General features: G+C 65.7%; 23 protein-coding genes. 13 read left to right on the top strand and 10 right to left on the bottom strand.

Annotation, left to right across the window (positions count from 1 at the left end):
• Window positions 1-47 precede the first annotated feature (47 nt).
• The gene (locus CLU85_RS13335) at window positions 48-1,649 is read right to left on the bottom strand and encodes a rhodanese-related sulfurtransferase (protein ID WP_100410677.1); all 1,602 of its coding nucleotides are present in this window, start codon (window positions 1,647-1,649) and stop codon (window positions 48-50) included.
• Between the two features lie 33 nt (window positions 1,650-1,682).
• A complete protein-coding gene (locus tag CLU85_RS13330; protein ID WP_100412546.1) occupies window positions 1,683-2,309 on the bottom strand; it encodes a cysteine dioxygenase in 627 nt (208 codons plus the stop codon).
• Between the two features lie 204 nt (window positions 2,310-2,513).
• Here CLU85_RS13330 and CLU85_RS13325 point away from each other — a divergent pair, with 204 nt between their 5' ends.
• From CLU85_RS13325 to CLU85_RS23010, 5 genes are read left to right on the top strand one after another with little or no spacing between them, the layout of a single operon-like run.
• Window positions 2,514-3,539 (top strand): ABC transporter substrate-binding protein, encoded by a 1,026-nt coding sequence (locus CLU85_RS13325; protein ID WP_100410676.1) that lies wholly within the window; start codon window positions 2,514-2,516, stop codon window positions 3,537-3,539.
• A gap of 50 nt (window positions 3,540-3,589) precedes the next feature.
• Window positions 3,590-4,687, top strand: coding sequence for an ABC transporter permease (locus CLU85_RS13320; protein WP_100410675.1), 1,098 nt, complete (start codon window positions 3,590-3,592; stop codon window positions 4,685-4,687).
• Window positions 4,681-5,484, top strand: a complete 804-nt coding sequence (locus CLU85_RS13315; RefSeq protein WP_100410674.1) for an ABC transporter ATP-binding protein — start codon at window positions 4,681-4,683, stop codon at window positions 5,482-5,484. The genes CLU85_RS13320 and CLU85_RS13315 overlap by 7 nt, the downstream gene beginning before the upstream one ends.
• A 20-nt stretch (window positions 5,485-5,504) precedes the next feature.
• Window positions 5,505-6,680 carry a cytochrome c gene (locus CLU85_RS13310; RefSeq protein ID WP_100410673.1) on the top strand — a complete coding sequence of 392 codons (1,176 nt, stop codon included), beginning with the start codon at window positions 5,505-5,507 and terminating at the stop codon, window positions 6,678-6,680.
• Entirely contained in the window at window positions 6,664-6,879 is a 216-nt protein-coding gene (locus CLU85_RS23010) for a hypothetical protein (RefSeq protein ID WP_157803964.1), read from the top strand. Before CLU85_RS13310 ends, CLU85_RS23010 begins: the two co-directional genes overlap by 17 nt.
• 217 nt (window positions 6,880-7,096) lie before the next feature.
• On the opposite strand, the gene CLU85_RS13305 is transcribed toward CLU85_RS23010, so the two are convergent.
• On the bottom strand, window positions 7,097-8,257 hold the full coding sequence (locus CLU85_RS13305; RefSeq protein WP_100410672.1) for a citrate synthase family protein: 1,161 nt from the start codon (window positions 8,255-8,257) through the stop codon (window positions 7,097-7,099).
• 132 nt (window positions 8,258-8,389) lie between these two features.
• On the opposite strand from CLU85_RS13305, the gene CLU85_RS13300 reads away from it, so the two are divergent.
• The 5 genes from CLU85_RS13300 to CLU85_RS13280 all read left to right on the top strand — a co-directional run bounded on the left by CLU85_RS13300 (window position 8,390) and on the right by CLU85_RS13280 (window position 13,108).
• Window positions 8,390-9,346, top strand: coding sequence for a 2-hydroxyacid dehydrogenase (locus CLU85_RS13300; protein WP_100410671.1), 957 nt, complete (start codon window positions 8,390-8,392; stop codon window positions 9,344-9,346).
• A gap of 131 nt (window positions 9,347-9,477) precedes the next feature.
• Complete coding sequence (locus tag CLU85_RS13295; protein ID WP_100410670.1) at window positions 9,478-10,470, top strand: tripartite tricarboxylate transporter substrate binding protein; 993 nt, start codon at window positions 9,478-9,480, stop codon at window positions 10,468-10,470.
• Window positions 10,467-11,249, top strand: coding sequence for a fumarylacetoacetate hydrolase family protein (locus CLU85_RS13290; protein WP_100410669.1), 783 nt, complete (start codon window positions 10,467-10,469; stop codon window positions 11,247-11,249). Before CLU85_RS13295 ends, CLU85_RS13290 begins: the two co-directional genes overlap by 4 nt.
• On the top strand, window positions 11,246-12,037 hold the full coding sequence (locus CLU85_RS13285) for an SDR family oxidoreductase (protein WP_232727823.1): 792 nt from the start codon (window positions 11,246-11,248) through the stop codon (window positions 12,035-12,037). Before CLU85_RS13290 ends, CLU85_RS13285 begins: the two co-directional genes overlap by 4 nt.
• 81 nt (window positions 12,038-12,118) lie before the next feature.
• Window positions 12,119-13,108: a tripartite tricarboxylate transporter substrate binding protein gene (locus tag CLU85_RS13280; protein WP_100410668.1), complete on the top strand. Its 990-nt coding sequence runs from the start codon at window positions 12,119-12,121 to the stop codon at window positions 13,106-13,108.
• Window positions 13,109-13,443: 335 nt separating this feature from the next.
• Here the strand turns inward: CLU85_RS13280 and CLU85_RS13275 are convergent, their stop codons facing one another.
• The gene (locus tag CLU85_RS13275; protein ID WP_100412544.1) at window positions 13,444-13,914 is read right to left on the bottom strand and encodes a low molecular weight protein-tyrosine-phosphatase; all 471 of its coding nucleotides are present in this window, start codon (window positions 13,912-13,914) and stop codon (window positions 13,444-13,446) included.
• On the opposite strand from CLU85_RS13275, the gene CLU85_RS23130 reads away from it, so the two are divergent.
• Window positions 13,904-14,134: a hypothetical protein gene (locus tag CLU85_RS23130; protein ID WP_198509291.1), complete on the top strand. Its 231-nt coding sequence runs from the start codon at window positions 13,904-13,906 to the stop codon at window positions 14,132-14,134. The two genes, CLU85_RS13275 and CLU85_RS23130, sit on opposite strands and share 11 nt — an antisense overlap.
• A gap of 173 nt (window positions 14,135-14,307) precedes the next feature.
• On the opposite strand, the gene CLU85_RS13270 is transcribed toward CLU85_RS23130, so the two are convergent.
• From CLU85_RS13270 to CLU85_RS13260, 3 genes are all read right to left on the bottom strand, one after another.
• Window positions 14,308-14,616, bottom strand: coding sequence for a hypothetical protein (locus CLU85_RS13270; RefSeq protein WP_100410667.1), 309 nt, complete (start codon window positions 14,614-14,616; stop codon window positions 14,308-14,310).
• 152 nt (window positions 14,617-14,768) lie between these two features.
• Complete coding sequence (locus CLU85_RS13265) at window positions 14,769-15,206, bottom strand: DUF1801 domain-containing protein (RefSeq protein WP_100410666.1); 438 nt, start codon at window positions 15,204-15,206, stop codon at window positions 14,769-14,771.
• Entirely contained in the window at window positions 15,203-15,652 is a 450-nt protein-coding gene (locus CLU85_RS13260) for an SRPBCC domain-containing protein (RefSeq protein ID WP_100412543.1), read from the bottom strand. The genes CLU85_RS13265 and CLU85_RS13260 overlap by 4 nt, the downstream gene beginning before the upstream one ends.
• A gap of 445 nt (window positions 15,653-16,097) precedes the next feature.
• On the opposite strand from CLU85_RS13260, the gene CLU85_RS13255 reads away from it, so the two are divergent.
• Both CLU85_RS13255 and CLU85_RS23410 read left to right on the top strand, forming a co-directional pair.
• Complete coding sequence (locus CLU85_RS13255) at window positions 16,098-17,207, top strand: LLM class flavin-dependent oxidoreductase (protein WP_100410665.1); 1,110 nt, start codon at window positions 16,098-16,100, stop codon at window positions 17,205-17,207.
• Entirely contained in the window at window positions 17,207-17,560 is a 354-nt protein-coding gene (locus tag CLU85_RS23410) for a hypothetical protein (protein WP_232727822.1), read from the top strand. Before CLU85_RS13255 ends, CLU85_RS23410 begins: the two co-directional genes overlap by 1 nt.
• Window positions 17,561-17,755: 195 nt before the next feature.
• Here the strand turns inward: CLU85_RS23410 and CLU85_RS13245 are convergent, their stop codons facing one another.
• The 3 genes from CLU85_RS13245 to CLU85_RS13240 all read right to left on the bottom strand — a co-directional run bounded on the left by CLU85_RS13245 (window position 17,756) and on the right by CLU85_RS13240 (window position 20,398).
• Window positions 17,756-18,601: an alpha/beta fold hydrolase gene (locus tag CLU85_RS13245; protein WP_100410664.1), complete on the bottom strand. Its 846-nt coding sequence runs from the start codon at window positions 18,599-18,601 to the stop codon at window positions 17,756-17,758.
• A 408-nt stretch (window positions 18,602-19,009) separates the two neighbouring features.
• A complete protein-coding gene (locus tag CLU85_RS23005; protein ID WP_157803963.1) occupies window positions 19,010-19,168 on the bottom strand; it encodes a hypothetical protein in 159 nt (52 codons plus the stop codon).
• Between the two features lie 138 nt (window positions 19,169-19,306).
• A complete protein-coding gene (locus CLU85_RS13240) occupies window positions 19,307-20,398 on the bottom strand; it encodes an alpha/beta fold hydrolase (protein ID WP_232727821.1) in 1,092 nt (363 codons plus the stop codon).
• Window positions 20,399-20,542: the final 144 nt, after the last annotated feature.

Below are 20,542 nucleotides of genomic sequence, written 5' to 3'. Positions count from 1 at the left end.
CAGGCGCTTTTAGAATATGCGCTGATAGCTATCAAAAGTAGAGCAAATCAGATCACCCGGAACCCGTGCGTGCCGTCGCGCCCCAGTTGCTCCACCAGCCCAAACTCCCAGTCCAGATAGGCCTGCATGGCCTCGCGCGGGCTCTCGGTGCCCTCGTAGGGGCGGCGGTAGCGGTCGATGCGGGGCGATGCCAGGCGGGTTTCGCCTTGCTCCAGCGGCAGGCCCTGGGCAATCCAGGCCAGGGTGCCGCCCTCCAGCACCAGCACCTCAGCGCCGGTGAGGCGGGCCAGGTCCTGCGCGGCATAGTGCGCCAGCAGGCTGCTGCCGCAGGTCAGCACGTAGCGCTGCGCCTTGGGAATGCTGGCCACGGCCTGCGCCAGTTGCGAGCGGATCACGAACCACGCGCCGGGGATGTGGCGCTGCGTGTAGTGGGCGCTGGTGGTCAGGTCCAGCACGGCGGTGTGGCCGGGGGCTTCTTCCCTGAGCCAGCCTGCCAACTGTGCAGGTGTTGCCCAGGCAATAGGGCCCTCGGGCTCGGGCACGGTGTTGGCCACGGCACCGGTTTCGCTGAAGTCGGCGGCCTGCGCGCCGTCCAGCACCCACACGTCCCAGCCCATCTGCGCCAGCCACGATGCACTCATGTTGGCGCGCACGCCATCGTCATCCATCAGAACGATGCGTGCGCCGCGCACGGCCGCGGTGTGGTCAGTCTCTTGCACCAGCTGGCCGCCGGGTGTGTTGCGAAAGCCCGGCAGGTGGCCCGCGGCAAACTCCTCGGGCGTGCGCACGTCCAGCAGGTAGGTGGTGCGCTGCGCTTCGGCCGCGAAACGCGCCAGGTCGCCCTGCGTTGTGCGTTGTACGCCCGCGCGGTCGGCCACGCTGCGCGCCTGCTGGGGGGCGCGCTCGCGGTCGGCATGCACGGTGGGGTCAAAGCGGCGGGTGGCGCCGCGCTCTAGCGCCTGGCCGGCCAGCAGCCAGCCGATGGTGCCGTTGCGCAGCGCCGCCACGGGGTTGGGGATGCCCGCGTTGACCAGTGATTGCGTGCCGATGATGCTGCGCGTGCGGCCCGCGCAGTTCACGATGATCTGCGTGGCCGGGTGGGGCGCGAGCGCCTGCGCACGCAGCACCAGCTCGGCACCGGGCACGCTCACGCCGGTGGGGATGTTCATGGTGTGGTACTCATCGTAGCGGCGCACATCGAGCACCACCACATCGGCGTTGGCGTCAATCAGGGCCTGCACTTCTTCGGCGCCGAGCGAGGGCGTGTGGCGCACCGATTCGACCAGCTCGCCAAACGATTTGCTGGGCACGTTCACATCGATGAACAGCTCGCCGCCCGCATCGCTCCAGCCCTGCAGGCCACCGGCCAGCAGCGTCACCTGCGTGTAGCCCAGCTTCTGCAGCTTGCGCGCAGCGGGCTCGGCCAGGCCTTCGCCGTTGTCGTACACCACGATGAAAGTGTCGCGGCGTGGAATGCGCGCCCAGGCGTCCAGTTCGATCTTGCTGGCGGGCAGGTTGGCGGCGAACAGCGGGTGGTTTTGGGCAAACGGGTCTTCCTCGCGCACGTCGAGCAGAGCGATTTCGTGGCGAGCGAGCAGGGCCTCGCGGACCTGGTGGAATGAAGTCTGGGGCAGGGGAGTGACGGTCATGTGCGGGGGCGTAAGGGGCTTTGAAAAACAGGGTCAGGCAGCGGTGGCGGGGTTACGAGACAGATCCCACAGGTTGGGTAGCGTTGTATTGCTGTAGCCTGAAATGAAGGGTTTCTTCGCGCCGTCCTCCAGGTACACGCTGCGCTGCACCGCGCCGATGTTGGCGCCATATACGTGGATGCTGATGGAGGTCTGCCCTTCCCAGGCGTTGCTCACGCGGTGCACGTCGCCAATGCTGGGCGATACGGCCTCCACCAGGCCCGGGTGCAGCCGCAGTGGCGCGCCTTGCGGTGCCCAGCGGCCGTCGGGTGTGCGGGCATAGGCCTGCGAATCCTCGGCGCCACGCAGCATGCCGATCAGCCCCCACACCGTGTGGTCGTGGATGGGCGTCGCCTGTCCCGGACCCCACACAAAACTCACCACCGAAAAGCGCCCCAGCGCATCGGCATGCAGCAGGTATTGCTGGTAGCGCTCGGGGTTTGGCTGGGTATAGGCGTCGGGCAGCCAGTCGTCGTGGGCGACCAGCGCAGCCAGCAGTGTGGTGCCTTGGGACAGGGTGTCGGCCTCGGGCAAGCCCCGCTCGACCAGCGTGGCCAGTTGCTGCACAAAGTGGCGCAGGCGTGTGGTGTTGGGGCCCCCTGCTGTGCGGGTGGAGCCGATGGGGTGGGCAATGAACTCATGCCCGGTATTGCACCAGCGTCTGGGCCTCTGGCGTGCTGCGTGTTTTGCATATGCATCCCTGTTTTTCTTCGTTCTGTTGCGGGGCAACTCTCGGTTCAATGCCAATCCATCGTAGCGATTGTGCTGGCCTGCACCCAGGCATTCACATCGCTGGTCGGCATTTGACAACCAAAAGGGCACAACATGAGCAAGGTTCAAGGTCAAGGTGGGGTGGGAGGGCGCTGGACGCGCCGGCAGCTGTTGCAGGCGGCGGGCGCGTCCAGCATGGTGGGGGTGGGCAGTGTGGTGGGCAGCCATGTGCTGGCTGCCGGCAAGCTGCGTGAGGTGAAGCTGGCGTGGAACGCCAATGCCATTTGCCTTTCTGCGGCCCCTGTAGCCATCGAACGGGGTATTTTTGAAAAACATGGCCTCAAGGTCGAGTTGATCAATTTTGCGGGCTCTACCGACCAACTGCTGGAGACCATTGCCACCTCCAAGGCCGATGCGGGCCTGGGCATGGTGCACCGCTGGATCAAGCCGCTGGAGTCGGGCTTTGACGTGAAGCTGGTGGGCAGCTCGCATGGCGGTTGTTCACGCTTGGTGGGCTACGAAGCGGCGGGCGTGACCAGCTTGCAAAAGCTCAAGGGCAAGACCATTGCCGTCTCGGACCTCAACAGTCCTGGCAAGAATTTTTTCTCGGTATTGCTGGCCAAGGCCGGCTTGAACCCCGAGAAAGATGTGGTTTGGCGCCAATTCCCCGGTGACATGCTGGGCCTTGCGGTGGAAAAGGGCGAGGCACAGGCCATTGCCGACGGCGACCCCAACCTGCTGCTCATCCAGCGCCGTACCAAGGGCCTGGTGGACCTGGCGTCGAACCTGTCGGGCGAATACGCCGCCAAAACCTGCTGCGTGCTGGGCGTGAGCGGCGCCATGGTGCGCAACGACAAAGGCACGGCGGCAGCCCTCACGCGCGCCATCATCGAGGCCTCGGACTTCGTTTCCGACAACCCCAACGAAACGGCACGCATCTTCAGCCCATATTCCAAAGTGCCGCAAGAAGACCTGCGCGCGGTGTTGGGCACGCTCACGCACCGCAGCCACCCCGTAGGCACGGCGCTGCGGCAGGAGATCGAGTTCTATGCCCGCGACTTCAAGCTGGTGGGCGTGCTCAAGCCCAGCACCGACCCCGCGCGTTTTGCCGCTCACGTCCACGCGGACGTTCTTGCCTGAGCCCGGCAATCCCTTCATTCATCCATGCAACCCGTGCAAGGACATCATTCATGAGTACCGTCGCTGACAACATTCTGGGCGCGCCGCCTGGCGCCGCGCCCCGGCCCGCCACATCGTCTTCACGCTCACCGAGCCCGCCCCAGGCGGTGCACACGGTCAAGGTGCCTGACTTCAAGGCCGCCGCTGCGTCCGTGGGCTTTTGGTGGACGGGGCTTGCCGCCACCATCGCATGGGCCGCCTTGGCCCTGCTCACGGGTCTGTGGCCCAACAAGCCAGCGGGCTTTAGCGAGTGGGCATTCACCGAAGAGTTTGCCTGGGGCGCGGGTGGGGTGTCGGTGCTGCTGCTGGCGTTGGTGATCCTGGCCCGCCCGTTGGGCGCCACGGTGCACCGCGTGCGCGCGGCCGGTCCGTGGTTGATTGCGATCGCGCTGGGCCTGCTGGTGTGGGAGGTGTTCACCGCCAAGCTGGGCACGCTGCCACCGCCGTTTTTTGCTCCCCCTCAGAGCCTGGTCGAGGTGTATGCCACCGACGCGCCGCGCCTGCTCGAAAGCGCGGTGGCCTCGCTGCGTCTGCTGGCCCTGGGCATTGCCATTGGTGCGGCGGCGGGGTTTGTGACCGGCGTGCTGATCGGCTGGTCGCGCCAGGCCAGCTACTGGATCCACCCGGTGCTGCGCATCCTGGGCCCGGTGCCCACCACGGCGCTGTTGCCGGTCAGCTTCTATTTCTTTCCGTCGAGCTGGTCCACGGCGATCTTTTTGATTGCGCTGGGCACAGCCTTCCCGGTGGCCATCCTGACCTGGTCGGGCGTGGCCGGGGTGCACAAGAACTTTTATGACGTGGCGCGCACCATGGGCGCATCGCCCTGGTTCCTGGTGCTGCGTGTGGCCATCCCTGCCGCTCTGCCGCAGGTGTTTGTGGGCCTGTTCATGGGCCTGGGCGCGGCGTTTTCGACCCTGGTGGTGGCCGAGATGCTGGGCGTGAAGGCGGGCCTGGGCTGGTACCTGACCTGGGCGCAGGGCTGGGCGGCCTACCCCAACATGTATGCCGCGCTCATCGTGATGGCGCTGCTTTTCTCGGGCGTCATCAGCCTGCTGTTCGTGCTGCGCGACCGGGTGCTGTCGTGGCAGAAGGGGGTGGTGAAATGGTGAGCGCTGTTGTGAGTGACGATCCGGGTGTAGCCACACGCGCAACCGGCGCGCGCATCGACGTGCGCCATGTGAGCCACTGGTTCGACCTGCCCGCAGGCCCGTTGCATGTGATTGACGAACTGGATTTGTCCATCGCCCCTGGCGAATTCGTGGCGTTGCTGGGCCCCAGCGGCTGCGGCAAGAGCACGCTGCTGCGCCTGGTAGCGGGGCTGGAGCCCGCCACCACGGGTGAACTGATGCAGGACGGCGCACCCATCACCGAGCCCGATCCCTCGCGCATCGTGGTGTTCCAGGACCCCACGCTCTTCCCCTGGCGCACTGTGTGGGACAACGTGGCCCTGGGCCTGCAGGCGCGCGGCCTCCTGCGCACGCAGCGCCACCGGGTGGACGAAGCGCTGGCCTTGGTCGGCCTGCAAGACTTTGCCAAGGCGTTCCCGCACCAGCTCTCGGGTGGCATGGCGCAGCGCGTGGCGCTGGCGCGTGCACTGGTCAACGACCCCACCTTGCTGGTGCTTGACGAACCGCTGGGTAAGCTCGATTCGCTCACCCGCCTGTCCATGCAGACCGAGCTGGTGCAGCTATGGCAACGCGCGGGCTTTTCGGCGCTGCTGGTCACGCACGATGTGGAAGAGGCGCTCTTCATGGCGCAGCGCGTGGTGGTGTTCTCTGACCGCCCTGCGCGTGTGAAGCAGGTGCTGGTCAACGACCTGCCGTACCCGCGCCACCGGGGTGATCCGCGCCTGGCGGCCTTGCGCCACGAGGCCTTGGCGCTGCTCGGCCTGGCGGCAAGCTGGTAGCTGGGCCGTGGTGCATTGCCTTGTCTTCTGAACTGTTGAACGGCCTGCTCGAAGGCCTGTATGCCGCGCAACAGGGCCTGCGTGCGCTGCTGCATCTGGTCGGCTCGGCGCCCGACCTGCACGGCCAGCCCGCGTGGCCGCTGGGCTACCGCATTGCCGCAGAAATGCTGGTGGTGGATGCCGGCCACGCGCGGCGCGTATTGCTGTCGCTGTTGTGTGCTGGTGTGGCGGTGCTGGCCATGGGGCTGTCGCTGCCCTGGCGGCGTGCCCGAATTCCGTTGTGGGCGGCTGCCATCGCAGTGCTGGTGCTGGCCCCTTGGCCGCAGGCGCATCTGCTGCTGACGCCCGCCGTACCCACCAGCCTGCACCAGTCTCCCACCGGCTTTGAGGCCACTGGCATCGTGCGCGGCCAGGCGGTGTACCGACAGCACTGCGTGCGTTGCCACGGCACGGACGGGCGGGGCGAGGGGGCCGAGGCTGCGCAACTGGCGCAATGGCCACCCAATCTGAACGGAGCGTTGTTGTGGAAGCGGCTCGATGGTGAACTTTTTTGGCGCGTGCGCGAGGGCATGCACAACCGCGTTGGTGTGCAGACCATGCCCGGTGTGGGCAATGCACTGCGCGACCAAGAGATCTGGGAGGTGCTGGACTACCTGCAGGCCCACGCTGCCGGGCAGATGCTGCGCGAATCCGGCACCTGGGACCGCCCCGTGCGCCTGCCCGGAATGGCCGTGCACTGTCGCAGCGGGCGTCCACAGCAGTCTCGCGATCTGCTGGGACAGCGCGTGCGCGTGGCGGTGGCAGGCCCGGGCGTGCCACCGTTGGCCGACGACCCTCGCCTGGTCACGCTGGTGGCGGGGCCTCCGGCCTCCGACGCCGATGTCGAGTGCTGGCCCGACGGTGGGGCCGAAGCCGTGAACCAAACTCTGGCCCTGGTGCTGGGTGTGCCTGTTGCAGAGCTGCCGGGCTACCAGCTCATTGTGGATCGCGCAGGCTGGTTGCGTGCCCGTGGACAGCCGGGCAAGACGGCGTGGTCTGAGGACGACCTGGTCTGCCGCTCGGGCACGGTCCTCACGGCACCCGCTGACGCGTCAGTGGAAAAACGGTCGGCAGCCCAAGGTGATGGGCTGGAGGCATTGATTCGGCGTATGGACGCCGAGCCTGTACGGCTGCTGCGTGGTGGCTTTCCGCACTGAGGGCGTGGCGGCCTGTGGGGCGTTGATGGGCTTCGTCTGCGACCACGTTCGCGCCAACGAGGGCTGTCACGAGCAGTCGCCCACTGTGTTCCAGTGCATCCTCGTCAAAGTCGAAGAACGGATGGCGGTGCGGATGGTCGATGAGCTTGGCTACACGGCATGCGCCGATCAGCGCGTAGGCGCCTTGAACAAGCTGTGAACGGGGCTGAGAAGCGCAGGCCGCTGCGCGGTGGAAACCGCTGCCTCGGCAACCCCCGTCGCTCGCGGCGATTTCGTTCCGGAGAACCTCGTCAACGGCGGGCTGGCCATAGTGGATGCACAGAAGTTCGACCGCCTTGCCTTGGTGTTCCCTTGCGCCTCGACATCGTCAGCCGGTGACCGCTTGCGCGTCATGCGTGTTGGATTTGCTTTGACGATCAGCCGGCCGCCAGCACCTGGGGTGGGGGTCCCACATAGCGTCCGCGCGGCCGGATGACCTGTGCAACATCCAGTTGCTCCAGGCTGTGCGCGAGCAGGCCCACGCTGCGGGCCGTGGCAAACAGGCCAAAGGCAGCGTCGGCAGGCAGCCTGTGATGGGCCACCAGGGCTGCCAATGCCACGTCAATGTTGGGCTGCAGACCCGTCATCGCAATCACTTTCTCGATGAAGCGCGCAATGGCCTGGGGTGGCTCGAACAGCGCCAGCAGCGCTGCGGCACGCGGGTCGCCATCCGGGTAGATGTGGTGCCCGAAACCGGCCAGTGGCAGCCCGGTGGACAGGTAGTGGGCAAGCACAGCATCGTCGCCCAAACGCTCCACTTCGCTGAACAGCGCCTGCACCCGGCCTGATGCATCCCCGTGCAAGGGCCCTGACAGCGTGGTCAGGCCCGCCAGCAGGCAGGCCGGAAGCGATGCCCCTGTAGAGGCCGCGATGCGCGCGGCAAAGGCTGAGCTGGTCAACTCATGGTCGGCCAGTAGCACCATGGCCGTTCGCAACAGTTCGGCCACCCGGTGCGGCTGCTTCCAGCCCAGCGCAAACCGTTGGTGCAGTGGCTGCGGGCACTGCCGTGCGCCGAAGGCGTTGGCCATCTGCCCCACCAGGGCCTGGCCCTCGGTGTGCAGCACCCGCGTGAGCCGTCCGCGTGTCGAAAGCCCCACGGCGGCCAGGCTGGCCAGCGCCGTGAAGGCCGCGTCGCGGCCAGGTTGGCGGCCTGCCTGCAGGGGTGTCGAGGTGGAAAAGTCCACAGCCCGCTCGGCTCCCCACAGCAGCTGCGCTGCATCTTCCAGTGTCGCGGAGCGCGCCAGATCGACGGCATCCCGCCCCTGGTAATACGGCCGACCTTTGAAGAAGGTGCACAGCGCCGTCGGTACGCTGGGCTCTGCGCCGAACAGGGTGTTGGCGGCCAGCGTCTCGTGTTTGCGGCCGGCCTGCTTGCGCTTGGTCAGCACCGCCACGTCTTCAGTGCGGTACAGACTGCGGCGCGAATCCGTGGGGTCGGGGGCCACCTCGAGCTTGCCGCGGCTGACATACGCATACACCGTTTGGGGCCGTACCCCGAGGAGGCTGCACGCCTCATCCATTGATATCCAGGAGGCCATCTTGTGGTGAATGGAAAATATATATGTTGATTTTATACATCAATATTGACCAATCAATCAATGTATTAATACCATGGCTTCATCTTGCAAAAACAGGGGCCGGCAGCAGACAGACCGTCCCGACAAAGCCTTATGACCAAGCCACGCATCCTGCAACTCAACCCCATCCTCATCCCTGAGATCAACCAGCAGCTCGCCGCGCTGTACGACGTGCACAAGCTTTACGAGACGCCGGACCCGGCGGCCTGGTTGCGCGAGAACGGTGCCACGGTGCTTGCAGTGGTCACCGGGGGTCACACCGGCATCACGCGGGCCATGCTGGAGCAGTTGCCTGCGCTCAGGGTCGTGGCCGTCAATGGTGTGGGCACCGATGCGGTAGACCTTGCGTACTGCCGCAGTCGGTCGCTGCCCGTCACCGCCACGCTGGGTGCACTGACCGAAGACGTTGCGGATCTGGCCATTGGCCTGCTGATCGCCGCGTGCCGCAACCTGTGTGCGGGCGACCGTTTCGTGCGCGACGGCCAGTGGGAGCTGCACCCCCAGCCCAGCGCCATCCCGCTGGCTCGGCGGTTCAGCGGCATGCATGTGGGCATCGTGGGTATGGGTCGCGTGGGGCGCGCAGTGGCCGCGCGTGCAGCGGCCTTTGGCTGTGCGATCAGCTACACCGACCTGCGCCCCATGGAGGACGTGCCCTACAGGTTCGTACCGGGCCTGGTGGAACTGGCACGTGACGCCGACGCGTTGGTGTTGTGCGCTGCCGCCGACCAGGCCGAGGGCATCGTCAATGCGGCGGTGCTCGACGCGCTGGGCCCGCGCAGTTTTCTCGTCAACGTGGCGCGGGGTCGTCTGGTCAACGAGGCGGACTTGGCCGATGCCATCGCCGCAGGCCGTATTGCCGGGGCGGGGCTGGATGTGTTCGTCGACGAGCCGCGTGTGCCGCTGGCCCTGCGTCAGTCCGACCGCGTGACCCTGCAGGCCCATCGCGCCAGCGCCACCTGGGAGACCCGCACGGCCATGGGGCAGATGGTGCTGGACAGCATCGCGCAGGCCCTGGCTGGCCAGCGGCCGGCGTTGAGCCTGACCACCTGACGCATTGGTCACACAGGGCGTGCCCAGTCATCGCAGTCACGGTCGCCGCTGCCAGCGCTGCCACTGCTGCCACTGCTGCAACCGCGTGCAAAGCCTTGCCCCATTCAACGATAACAACGGAGACAACCACCATGTTTTTTCGACGCACTTTTTTACCCCATACCGTCGCCGTTGCGTTGGCGCTCACGGCGGGGGTGTTGGGCCACGGCGGCGTTTCGGCGCAGGCTTTCCCATCGCGGGTGGTCACCCTGGTCGTGCCTTTTCCACCGGGGGGCGGCACTGACACTGGCGGACGCATCATTGCCGAGCAGCTGGGCAGGAAATGGGGCCAGAGCGTGGTGGTCGAGAACAAGGGCGGCGCGGCAGGACAGATTGGTGCCGACTACGTGGCCAAAGCCAAACCAGACGGCTACACCCTGCTGCTGGGCAACATCGGCACGCAGGCCATCAACCCATCGCTGTATGCGCGGCTACCGTACGACCCTGACACTGCGTTTGCCCCCATTTCACTGCTGGCCGAGCTGCCCCTGGCACTGATGGTCAACCCCGCGGTGCTCGCCAAAACACCGGCAGAGCTGATTGCGCTGGCCAAGGCGCAGCCCGGCAAACTCTCGTACAGCAGCGCCGGGGCGGGTGGGGCACCCCACCTGGCGGGTGAGATGTTCAAGGACCAGACCGGCACCTTCATGCTGCACGTGCCCTATCGGGGCGGCGGCCCGGCCATTGCAGACCTGATCGCGGGCCATGTGCAGCTGTCCTTCATGACCGTTCTGGAGGCCTCTGGGCACATCAAGGCCGGCAAGCTGCGGGCGCTGGCCGTGACGGGTGACAAGCGCGTGCCTGCGTTGGGTGACGTGCCCACGCTGGCCGAAACCGTGATCCCCGGCTTCAACGCCATTTCATGGCTGGGCCTGCTGGCACCTGCCGCCACGCCCCCCGACATCGTGGAGAAAATCGCTGCCGATGTGCGCGCCATCATGGCCGAAGAGGCTGTGAAAGCGCGTTTTGCCTCTCTGGGCGGTGTGCCGCGAACCACCTCACCGCACGAGTTCGGCAAGCTCATCAAGGAAGACAAGGTGCGCTACGCCCAGATCATCAAGAGCCGAAAGATCACCGTCGAATGAGTGCCGTTTCCACCCTCAAGGTCGGTACGGACGCTCTCTCCGGCACCGTGATACCCGCACCCGCCATGGCCACCCTGGCCGTGGCAGGCACGGCGGCGCGGTTTCCGGTGGGCCGGGTGTTCTGCATCGGCCGCAATTACCGCTGGCACACCGGCGAGCCACGGCCCGCTGAGATGCCTGGCTGGTTCATGAAACCCTCCAACGCCGTGGTGCCCGCCGGGGGGCGCTTGCGCTACCCACCTGCCACGCAGGACTTCTGCCACGAGGTGGAGCTGGTTGTGGCCTTGCACCAGGGCGGTAGCGACATAGACCCCGCGCAGGTGCTCATGCACCACGTTTGGGGCTATGCCGTCGGGCTGGACATGACGCGGCGCGACCTGCAGCAGCAGGCCAAGCGCACGGGCGGGCCTTGGGAGCCCGCCAAGGCCTTCGACCATTCCGCGCCCTGCACGCCGCTGGTTCCTGCAGCAGCCTGCCGCCATGCACGCCGCGGCGCGATTTGGCTGGCGGTCAACGGTGCCGAGCGGCAGCGGGCTGATGTGGCCGACATGCTCTGGCCCGTGCCAGAGCTGGTGGCCATGTTGTCGCGTTCGGTCGCGCTGCTGCCTGGAGATCTCATCTACACAGGCACGCCGGCCGGGGTTGGCCCGCTGCAGCCTGGCGATACGGTGACAGGCGGTGTCGAAGGCGTCGGCGAGTTTTCCATGACCGTGGAGCGTGGGCCGGTGGGTGCCGCGGCCACGCCATCACCCACCCATTCAGAAGGAGTTTCCCCTTGAACCATCCCAACCCTCTATCCATACCGTCATCCACCCCCTCTGAGCGCATTGCACTGGTCACGGGTGCAGGCAGCGGCATCGGCCGCGCCGTTGCCCTGGGCCTGCTGGCCGATGGCTTCACGGTGGTGCTGGCTGGTCGGCGCACAGAGCCCCTGCAGGCGCTGGAGCAGCAGGCTGCCGCCCAGGGGCAGGCTGCACTGGCGGTGCCCACCGATGTGACCGACCCGGCCAGCGTGCAGGCCCTGTTCGATACCATCGAAGGCCGCTTCGGTCGGCTGGACTTGCTGTTCAACAACGCGGGCGTCAACGCCCCGGCGGTGCCCATGGATGAACTCCCGCTGGACACGTGGTTCAGCGTGATCAATACCAACGTGACCGGCGTGTTCCTGTGCGCGCGTGCCGCGTTCGGGTTGATGCGGCGCCAGGCTCCGCAGGGCGGGCGCATCATCAACAACGGCTCGATCTCGGCGCACACGCCGCGCCCCTTCACTGCGCCGTACACGGCCAGCAAACACGCAGTGAGCGGCCTGACCAAGGCGCTGGCGCTGGACGGCAGGGCCTACCGCATCGTGGCCAGCCAGATCGACATCGGCAATGCGCTGACGGACCTGTCCGAACGCATGACGCGGGGCGTGCTTCAGGCCAACGGCACCACCGCTCCCGAACCCATGATGGACGCCAGCCATGTGGCCCAGGCCGTGCGCCACATCGCCGCCATGCCGTTGGAGGCCAATGTGCTCCACATGACCGTGATGGCCAGCGCCATGCCATTTGTGGGCCGGGGCTGAGCGACTGACCGGCCCCGCGATCTATTTACTTTTCTAGAAAAAACCGGTTCGACCGACCCATCCCTCAAGAGGAGACAAACCATGCGCAAACGCCCGTTCCTGAATCATCTGACTCGCCTTCTGGTCCTGTCGGCCAGCCTGGGCCTGGTGCCCACGCTGGCCTCGGCCCAGGCTGCCTATCCCGCACGGGCCATCAAGATCGTTGTGCCGGCCCCACCGGGCGGCGCCATCGACACCATTGCCCGCGTTGTGGGCGACAAGATGGCGGTGTCGTTGGGCCAACCGGTCATCGTGGACAACCGACCCGGTGCCTCTAACAACCTGGGCACCGATGTATTGGCCAAGTCCGCACCTGACGGATACACCATCGGCATCGTGGGTGGCAGCCACAACATCAACAAATTCCTGTTCAAGAATATGGGCTGGGACCCTGAAAAAAGCTTCGAGCCCATCGTCTACACCCACGAAGTGCCGCTGGTGTTTGCCATCTACCCGCAGATCCCTGCCAAGACGCTGCCCGAGTTCATCGCCTGGATGAAGGCCAATCCCGACCAGGCCAAGGTGGCCACTTCAGGCCGCGGCAGCGCTCAGGAGATGGCCGCTGAGATGTTCCGCATGGCCAGCGGCGTGCAGATGCTGCTGGTGCCCTACAAGGGCTCGTCCGCTGCCCACCCCGACTTGCTGGCCGGGCGCACCGCGCTCTACATCGACACTATCAGCGCCATCCAGCCGCAGGTGAAGGGTGGCAATGTGCGCGCCGTGGCCATCTCCACCCGCAAACGCGCCCAGTCGCTGCCGGATGTGCCCACGGCCGACGAGCAGGGCCTGAAGGGCTACGACGCCAATACCAATGGTGGTTTCCTTGCGCCAGCGGGCACACCCAAGGCGATCATTGCCCGGCTCAATGCCGAGATCAACGCCGCCCTCAAATTGCCTGACGTGCGGGCCAAGCTGGAGGGCGCCGGCATTGAAATCCAGGGCGGTACGCCGCAGGAATACGCCGCCGTCATCAAGTCCGACCTGGTCAAGTGGGGCAGGGTGGTGAAGGAGGCGGGCATCCAGCCCGAATGATGTGGTCGGCCGGGGCACGGTGCTAGGCAGCGAGGTGGGGTTGCCCGACCGTTTTGGCACCTTCCGTGCCGGATCGGACGGCGGATTTCAAGCCAATAGTGCCTCATGCGCCAGTGGAATCAACAGAGTTTGCTCTTGAAAACATAGCTAACTGCTGCGTGCAGCGCCCTCCTTGGTGGGCTTGGCTGCAAGTGCATTCCAGGCCAGGGCTTCCCATCAGCGACTGGAATTGGCGATGGGCTGGTCGAGCCAGGTGGACAGGGGTTGTGCGGTGTCATTGCCGGCGGCGCGGGTTGTCATGCCGCTCGCCGAATCCTGACCCATCCTGGGACGGTTCAGCGGGCCGGTGTCTGCGGTTGGAGCTGCAGGCGCTGAAGCACGCCCCGGCAGGCGTCTTCCACCACGTCCAGCACATGCTCGAAACCATCCTTGCCGCCGTAGTACGGGTCGGGCACCTCATGGGCCTGCAGGGTGGTGCAGAAGTCTGCAAGCCGGTGCAACCGGGCTTTGCTGCCCGGCGGGCACAGCGCGCGGGCGGCGTGTTCGTTGTTGTCGTCCATTACCAGCAACAGGTCGTGGTCGGTGAAGTCGCTCCGGGTGAGTGTGCGTGCGCGCTGCGCCGAGAGGTCATAGCCCCGCCGTGCGGCGTGCGCCTGGGCACGTTCGTCGGGAGGCTCGCCCACGTGGTAGCCGTGGGTGCCGGCGGAGTCCACATGGATGCGGCCGGACAAGCCCGCATCGGCCACCATCTTCTCCAGCACACCCTGTGCTGTGGGGCTGCGACAGATGTTGCCCATGCACACCATCAACACGGAAATCTGTCCGCCCGATGGCAACCTGCTGGCGAGTAGTTCTTGCATAGGTGCTGTCTTCATTCATGTCCTGCCTGTGGGTTGGCGCCCTCACAATCCGGGTCTGGGTTGGATGAACTTCGGGGCGTTTGCCAGATTCTCCACAGCCTGGCCTGAGGGCATTCTGGAGGCTTGCTACATCGAAAATAAATTCGCTGCGGCGGGTTTTATCTGAGAGTGTCTGCACAGGCGGCCCGAGGGGGGCCGACTTGTCCCGGATCGGCGGTTTTGTTAGCGGACGTGGTTGGTATTCAGGGCCCGCAACCGTGGCCCACGGCCATTCCGGCCAGTACGCCGCCAGCCATGAGAGTGGATGCCAGCGCACGCCCGGCCACACATGGCCTCTGTTCAGGCGATTTGCACCTCAAAGTACGCGCCATCCGCCTCACCCAGGTCCCGAAAACCCGCCTGTTTGGCCGCCGCATTGGCTCGACCCCAGTGCTTGAGCAGGCTGAGGTCGCCGGGAGAGACAATTTCGGGCGGGGACTCTTCCAGGCTGGACAGGGTGTCCAGCGCGGCCACCACCTGTTCTGGGCCGCCCAGCTGCTTTTCAAGCTCCCGGGCATAGCGTTTTTCGGCGGCGGATTGTTGCTGGGCTGGCAGTTCTTCAGGGTAGTCGTGCAGGGTAACGGTGTAGGTGGCTTCGATGGTGTCCATGGTTTTCTCCTGGGTAGATAACTGTATAAATATACAGTTTTTTGGAGAAGGATGCATCCGAAAAATCCTCGCATCGGCTGCCATCGGCGCGTGCGACCAAAGCATGGGCGTGCAAGGCTTGGCCAGGCAGGGGAAGAATGGGGCTGCCCCGGTTACCTGGTTCGAGCCAGTTGTCTGGCGGTGGTCTGCGCCGCATTCAGCTCCACGGCGGCGCGAACGAGTGCCTTGAAGGCGCTGGCATCCACCGTTTTGCCCTCATGGATGTCGATGGCCCGCCGCGCGTTGCCGTCCAGACTGGCGTTGAAGAGCTGGGCCGGGTCGGGCAGTGAGGCACCTTTCAGAAAGGTGAGCTTCACTGCCGTCTTGTAGCTCTCGCCCGTGCACAGGATCCCGCCCAGCGACCATACCGGCGTGCCTTTCCACTTCCACTCTTCCACTACATCGGGCGCTGCCTCGTGGATGAGTTGGCGCACGCGGGCCAGTGCCTGCCCGCGCCAGTCGTTGAGGTCGGCAATGCGCTGATCGATCAGGGTGGAGGCGGGCGGCCCTTCAGGAGGGGGCGGTTGAGTCTCGGCGCGTGTGGAGGTCACGCTGCCCCCAATGTGCTCAGCACGGTCTGCAGTCGGTCCAGGTTCTGCTCGTTGGCGGGAACGACCAGCGCGCGCAGCTTGTCGGCCAGCGCGGCACTTTCAAACGCCTGGGCCCAAGCCAGGTGCGTATGGTGCTCCCCATGGGGTGTCAGCCTGACCGTGAGGGTGAACAGCGGTGCCACCACATGATCGATCACGACCAGCGTGTCCTCCTCAATGCGGCGAAAGCGGCTCCCGTTGGGGTAGTTCGCCCCGTCCGGCCCATGCATCACAAACACCCACCTTCCCCCGGGCCGAAAATCGAATTGCTCGAACGTGTTGCTGAAACCTTCCGGCCCCCACCAGCGGGCCAGCAGTTGCGGTTGGCTGAAGGCGGTGAACACCTGGCGCGGGCTGGCAAGCAGCACGCGCTCGGTGGCCAAGGTGGCATCTGAATGCTGTGTCATGAGTACCTCCTTTGGGGTTGCACTGGGATGCGTGTTCTGAACACGGTCACCTCCATCTTTCGAACTGCGCCCATGGGCTCGGCATTTCCCTCGCGGCAGCCGCAGCTTGGCCTGAAGGCATTGGCCAGGCGGCTGCTGCCGTTCGGCTTGGCCCATCTCTTGTGCACCGCGCAAGTACCGCAGCGCGCCGGTCGTTTTCGGTCCTGGAGCCATGGCCAGCAGCCCAGGCAGAGCCAGAGGCTGCCACTCTACCTTGCAACCGGGCTCAAGCGCCACGGTGGGCGTCTGCTGCATTGCCGTGAGGCCCTATGCACAGCCCGAGTTTGCAAACGCGTTTTTCTTCGTTGGCGCGCGCCGGGTGCAGGCAGATCATGGCTGCAGTCCCGCCCGCGTGACGCTGCCAATCATTCATTCAACCGTTTACCCATCGCCCCAGGAGCCCGCAATGTCCGTCCAATTCATCGGCATGATCCAGCCGCACGAAGTCTCCGAAACCATTACCCGCAAGGGCGCCGCCGTAGACCCCGCCTACGTGCGCGCCTTTGCGCAGGTGCATGAGCATGCGGGCTTTGACCGCATCCTCGTTCCCGCCAGCTCGTCCAGCCCCGACACGCTGCTTACCGTCGCATACGCCGCCTCGGTCACCGACAAGATCAACTTCTTGCTGGCCCACCGGCCCGGCTTTGTGGCGCCCACACTGGCTGCACGCCAGCTCGCCACGCTCGATCACTACACGGGCGGCCGCCTGGCCGTGCACTACATCAGCGGTGGCTCGGACGAAGACCAGCAGCGCGATGGCGATTTTCTGAACCACGACGAGCGTTATGCGCGCACGGACGAATACCTTGCCATCCTGCGCCGCGTGTGGGCCGAAGACAAACCCTTCGACCATGAAGGCACCTATTACCGCGTGAAGGGCGCCGTGTCGGAAGTCAAGCCCGTGCGCGGCCAGCGCGTGCCCATCTACTTTGGTGGTGCCTCTGCCCCCGCACTGCAGGTGGCAGGCAAACACGCCGACGTATACGCGCTGTGGGGCGAATCGCTGGCCCAGGCCGGCGACCTGGTGCGCCGCGTGCGCGCCGAGGCCACGCTGCAAGGCCGGCATGTGGACTTCAGCATCTCGTTTCGCCCCATCCTGGGCCAAACCGAAGAAGAAGCCTGGGCCAAGGCCGACCGCATTCTGGACGACACCCGCCGCTTGCGCGTGCAGCAGGGCTACGCACGCGGCGCAGGCCCGCAGCAAAGCGAAGGCGCGCAACGCCTGCTGGCCGACGCCGCCAACGGCGACTGCGTGGACGAACGCCTGTGGACTGCCGTGGCGCGCGAGATCGGTGGCCGCTCCAACTCCACCTCGCTCGTCGGCACGCCCGAACAGGTGGCCGACGCTCTGCTCAAGTATTACGACCTGGGTATCACCACCTTCCTCATCCGGGGCTTCGACCCGCTGGTGGACGCCATCGAATATGGCCGCGAACTGCTGCCCCTGGTGCGTGCCAAGGTGGCCGAGCGTGATGGCCTACAACCCGCAGCGCAGCCCCTGCGCAAGGCGGCGTGATGGACAACCGCAGCAGTAGTCACACAAGCCGCCGCATCTGGCTGCAGCAGGCCGGCGCCTTGTCGCTGGGGGCTACCAGCCTGTCGGGCCTGCTCGGCCCGGGCGGCGTTGCACACGCTCAGCAAGCCCAGGCCACATCGCTGGTGCTGGGCGACCAGGCCGGTGGCCTGCGCGCACTGTTCGAGGCATCGCGCACGCTGGAAGGTGTGGGCTTCAACTGGCATCACGGCGCTGCAAACCGTGGCCGGCCGGTCGGCCCGCGACGGGATCTTGTCCGTGCGGGTGGACGTGGCGGCCATCACGCATGCGCAGGTGTGGCGAGGGGCTGCACGAAGGGGGGAACGCTGTTTTGAATGAAATAGTGCTGTAGCGCTTGATGTGTAAGCGCTGAAAGCTATTGAAATGAGAGCGGTTGGTATACCGCTCCATGTCTTTGGACTTTGAGGGTGTTGATCGAAGATTGGCCGCTACCGACCCAAAGCGGGTCCTGGCAGGCGGTGGTGACAAGCTGGAAAGCAGGCACTGCGAAGGCGCCAATGAAGCCTTGCCTACAGGGATGCATGCGCCAAAAAGTCCCTGAGCAAATCAGCGCATTCGGCCGCGTGCGATGTGATCAAGAAGTGGCCGGCGTTGGCGACGACAGCGGTCGTGACATTTGGCAGGCTCGTCGCAAGCGCGTCAGTGATCGCCACCATGGCGGGGTTGGCGAGGCCGCCGCGCACCAGGAGCACCGGCATGGCCAGCCGGGCATAGTCTGCCGGGCCAGCGTCGAGCGTCATCACGGTGCGCCAGTCGAGCACATTGGCATCGGTGGTCGATCGGCAATAGTCTTGCACCGACAGTGGCATTGCCGCAAAGGAGTCGGTACCGCCCCAAAAGTCGATGATGCGGCTGGCGGCATCGGGCTCGCCAGCACGGTGTGCCGCCTCGAAATCCTGGCTCATGCGACGCGTTTCTTCAAACAGATCGATGTTGCCGACTGCGCGGATCATGGTCACCGGGTTGGCCTCGAACAATGCCAGGCTGGAAACCTCTACGGTGCGGGAGAGGGCCGCAGCCAGCGCCACGGTGCCGCCGAACGAATGGCCCACCAGATGCAACGGCCCATTGCCCATGCGCGCGGCCACGTGCTCCAACACACGCACTTCGTGATCGATATCGAGATCGCCGACGCTGCGCGAATCGGTTGTTGCGCCATAGCCGCAGAGGCTGGTGCCAACCATGCGATATTGGGGCGGCAGCCGCTTCTGTATGCCACGCCAGGCCGCCGGGGTGCTGTACGAGCCGGGCACGAACATCACTACCGGATGCGCGCTGCCTGCAACACCGTTCACACCGTCGGGCTTGCCGCCGTATTCCTGAAAGTCAATTTTGTGGTGGCGGTCGGTCTGCATGGTGGGTGACTCCTTGGTAACGCCAAAAAATGCAGAGGCCTGTGCGGTGCCAGCGTGCAGAGGTGGCTTCTTGCGACCGCGTTGCCGGCGTACGAGGCCGCCAACGGTGGCGGAATTGAGTAGCCTTGCCAAGCCAGCGTTAGCCTATGTCACCGAAACCCTGCCGGTCAAGTCCTCCAACAGGCCACCGACAGGCCCATGGTGAATACGCACAAGGCCGAGGCGGCGGCCACCATGGCCCAGCAGCCGGGCCCGGCCTGTCCCGCCGGGTCGGCCCTGTGGAACCCAGCGCTTTGGGGGAATGCTGCCGAACTTCTTGCCTCTGCACAAACGCCCATGTCCCGGCCACCATCAAACCGTGTGAGGTCGACCCGATCCCGAACCATGCAAGGCGTCTGGCATCGCGGGTCAGTAGTAGGGCACGGCGCGGTCGGGCCGCTCTGCGCGACGGCATGCCGATTGCCATCTGCGTTGCAGCCAGCTCGCCATGCGCTCTAGCCCTGGGTGGCGCGGCGCCACACCGGCCGTTGTGAAGCGGATCGGATTCGGTTTTGTCAGTGGCAACATGTGATCTCCAGTGCTGGGGTGATGCGATGGAGTCCATTCAATAGAAGCGGGGACGATCGCGCGCGAGGCAGTTGTCCCGATTCGGGGCGGATGCTTGCGCAAATGGGTCCCTGGCCGGGACCGCCGTCCTGTGCCACCTCAGGTCGGCAGCGGCTTGGCGCCGAATCCGGCTTCTCGCGCGTGGACGATGGCCTGGGCGCGGGTTGACACGTCCAGTTTGGCGAAGATTGCAGAGACTTTGTTGCGCACTGTCTTCTCGGCCAGGCCGAGATGCGCCGCTATCTGCAAGTTGTCCAGGCCATGCGCCAAAAGCTCCAGCAAGGCTCGCTCGCCAGAACTCAAGTCCGGGAACGCAAGAGGCTCGCCCGGTGCCGCTTGGTGCTCTTCAAGAAAGGTCTGAATTTCACGGAAGCACTGGGCGAATGCGGGCTCGGTCGCCAACAGCGCATGGTTACGGCTGTCCAGCGGAATGAAGCGTGCGCCGGGAATCAGTCCTGCGGTGCGCCGGCCTTCCTCGAAGGGCACGCGGGCATCTCCCCGCGCGTGCAGCACCAGCGTAGGGCAGGTGACACGGGCGGCCAAGTCGGTGACGTCGATCTGTCCAAACGCCGCGATGACGCGTGCCGCATGTTCGGGGCTGGTAGACAGCCGCTCCAGTTCATTGAACCAGTTCACTTGCTCTGGCGACCCATCGGGAATGAACTGCGAGGTGAACACCTGGCGGAAAGCCGGGTTGTCGCGGCCCCATCCGATCTCGATCAGGTCGAGAAGCAGCCTGGCTTCCTTGATCTCGGCCGGCGTCGGGTTGCGCCGCATCAGCCCGCGCGTATATCCGCCCAGCACCACAAGGCAGGAGACCCGTTCCGGGTGGCGCACCGCGTAGGCAATGGAAATGGCACAGCCTTGCGAACATCCCAGCAGCGCAAAACGCTCCAGCCCGGCGGCGTCCACCACGGCTTCAAGATCGGCGACCCAGGCGTCAAGTTGCTGCGGCGCCGAATCCAGGTCCGACAGACCGTAGCCCCTGCCGTCGTACCGAACCAGCGAGCGCTGGCGGCTGAGTTCGAGCAACCATGGATTCCAGACGGGGCTGTGCAGATCGAATTCGAGGTGCGTGAGGAAGTGTGCCGCGCGCACCACCGCCGGCCCCCTACCCATCGTCGCGTAGGCAATGCGTAGGTCGTCATGCGATTTGCAGAAGCGAATCTGTTGTTCCAACCGGGGCTTCACGCAAACATTCTAGAGCGCTGGGGCACAGCCGGTCGAGGTCTATCAGGCCTCGCAGCCCGTCCGCGACGGATGGGCCAAACGCCCTGCCCGATAGGTTCATCCCTCGGCCGGCCGGCCAGCGCGGGGCGGCCCGGAGCCTCCGCA

The organism is Acidovorax sp. 69 (assembly GCF_002797445.1).
GTDB lineage: Bacteria > Pseudomonadota > Gammaproteobacteria > Burkholderiales > Burkholderiaceae_C > Acidovorax.
The sequence above is the reverse complement of the archived record's forward strand: the minus strand, read 5'-3'. Positions and strand labels throughout refer to the sequence as shown.

Bases quoted from the DNA above. Each gene is read 5' to 3' on its own strand.
- CLU85_RS13275 (WP_100412544.1), bottom strand. From the start codon at position 13,914: ATGGTGTGCATGGGCAACATCTGTCGCAGCCCCACAGCACAGGGTGTG.
- CLU85_RS13255 (WP_100410665.1), top strand. From the start codon at position 16,098: ATGTCCGTCCAATTCATCGGCATGATCCAGCCGCACGAAGTCTCCGAA.
- CLU85_RS13320 (WP_100410675.1), top strand. From the start codon at position 3,590: ATGAGTACCGTCGCTGACAACATTCTGGGCGCGCCGCCTGGCGCCGCG.
- CLU85_RS13245 (WP_100410664.1), bottom strand. From the start codon at position 18,601: ATGCAGACCGACCGCCACCACAAAATTGACTTTCAGGAATACGGCGGC.
- CLU85_RS13280 (WP_100410668.1), top strand. From the start codon at position 12,119: ATGCGCAAACGCCCGTTCCTGAATCATCTGACTCGCCTTCTGGTCCTG.
- CLU85_RS13260 (WP_100412543.1), bottom strand. From the start codon at position 15,652: ATGACACAGCATTCAGATGCCACCTTGGCCACCGAGCGCGTGCTGCTT.
- CLU85_RS23130 (WP_198509291.1), top strand. From the start codon at position 13,904: ATGCACACCATCAACACGGAAATCTGTCCGCCCGATGGCAACCTGCTG.
- CLU85_RS13290 (WP_100410669.1), top strand. From the start codon at position 10,467: ATGAGTGCCGTTTCCACCCTCAAGGTCGGTACGGACGCTCTCTCCGGC.
- CLU85_RS13300 (WP_100410671.1), top strand. From the start codon at position 8,390: ATGACCAAGCCACGCATCCTGCAACTCAACCCCATCCTCATCCCTGAG.
- CLU85_RS13305 (WP_100410672.1), bottom strand. From the start codon at position 8,257: ATGGCCTCCTGGATATCAATGGATGAGGCGTGCAGCCTCCTCGGGGTA.
- CLU85_RS13295 (WP_100410670.1), top strand. From the start codon at position 9,478: ATGTTTTTTCGACGCACTTTTTTACCCCATACCGTCGCCGTTGCGTTG.
- CLU85_RS23410 (WP_232727822.1), top strand. From the start codon at position 17,207: ATGGACAACCGCAGCAGTAGTCACACAAGCCGCCGCATCTGGCTGCAG.
- CLU85_RS23005 (WP_157803963.1), bottom strand. From the start codon at position 19,168: ATGTTGCCACTGACAAAACCGAATCCGATCCGCTTCACAACGGCCGGT.
- CLU85_RS13335 (WP_100410677.1), bottom strand. From the start codon at position 1,649: ATGACCGTCACTCCCCTGCCCCAGACTTCATTCCACCAGGTCCGCGAG.
- CLU85_RS13270 (WP_100410667.1), bottom strand. From the start codon at position 14,616: ATGGACACCATCGAAGCCACCTACACCGTTACCCTGCACGACTACCCT.
- CLU85_RS13315 (WP_100410674.1), top strand. From the start codon at position 4,681: ATGGTGAGCGCTGTTGTGAGTGACGATCCGGGTGTAGCCACACGCGCA.
- CLU85_RS13325 (WP_100410676.1), top strand. From the start codon at position 2,514: ATGAGCAAGGTTCAAGGTCAAGGTGGGGTGGGAGGGCGCTGGACGCGC.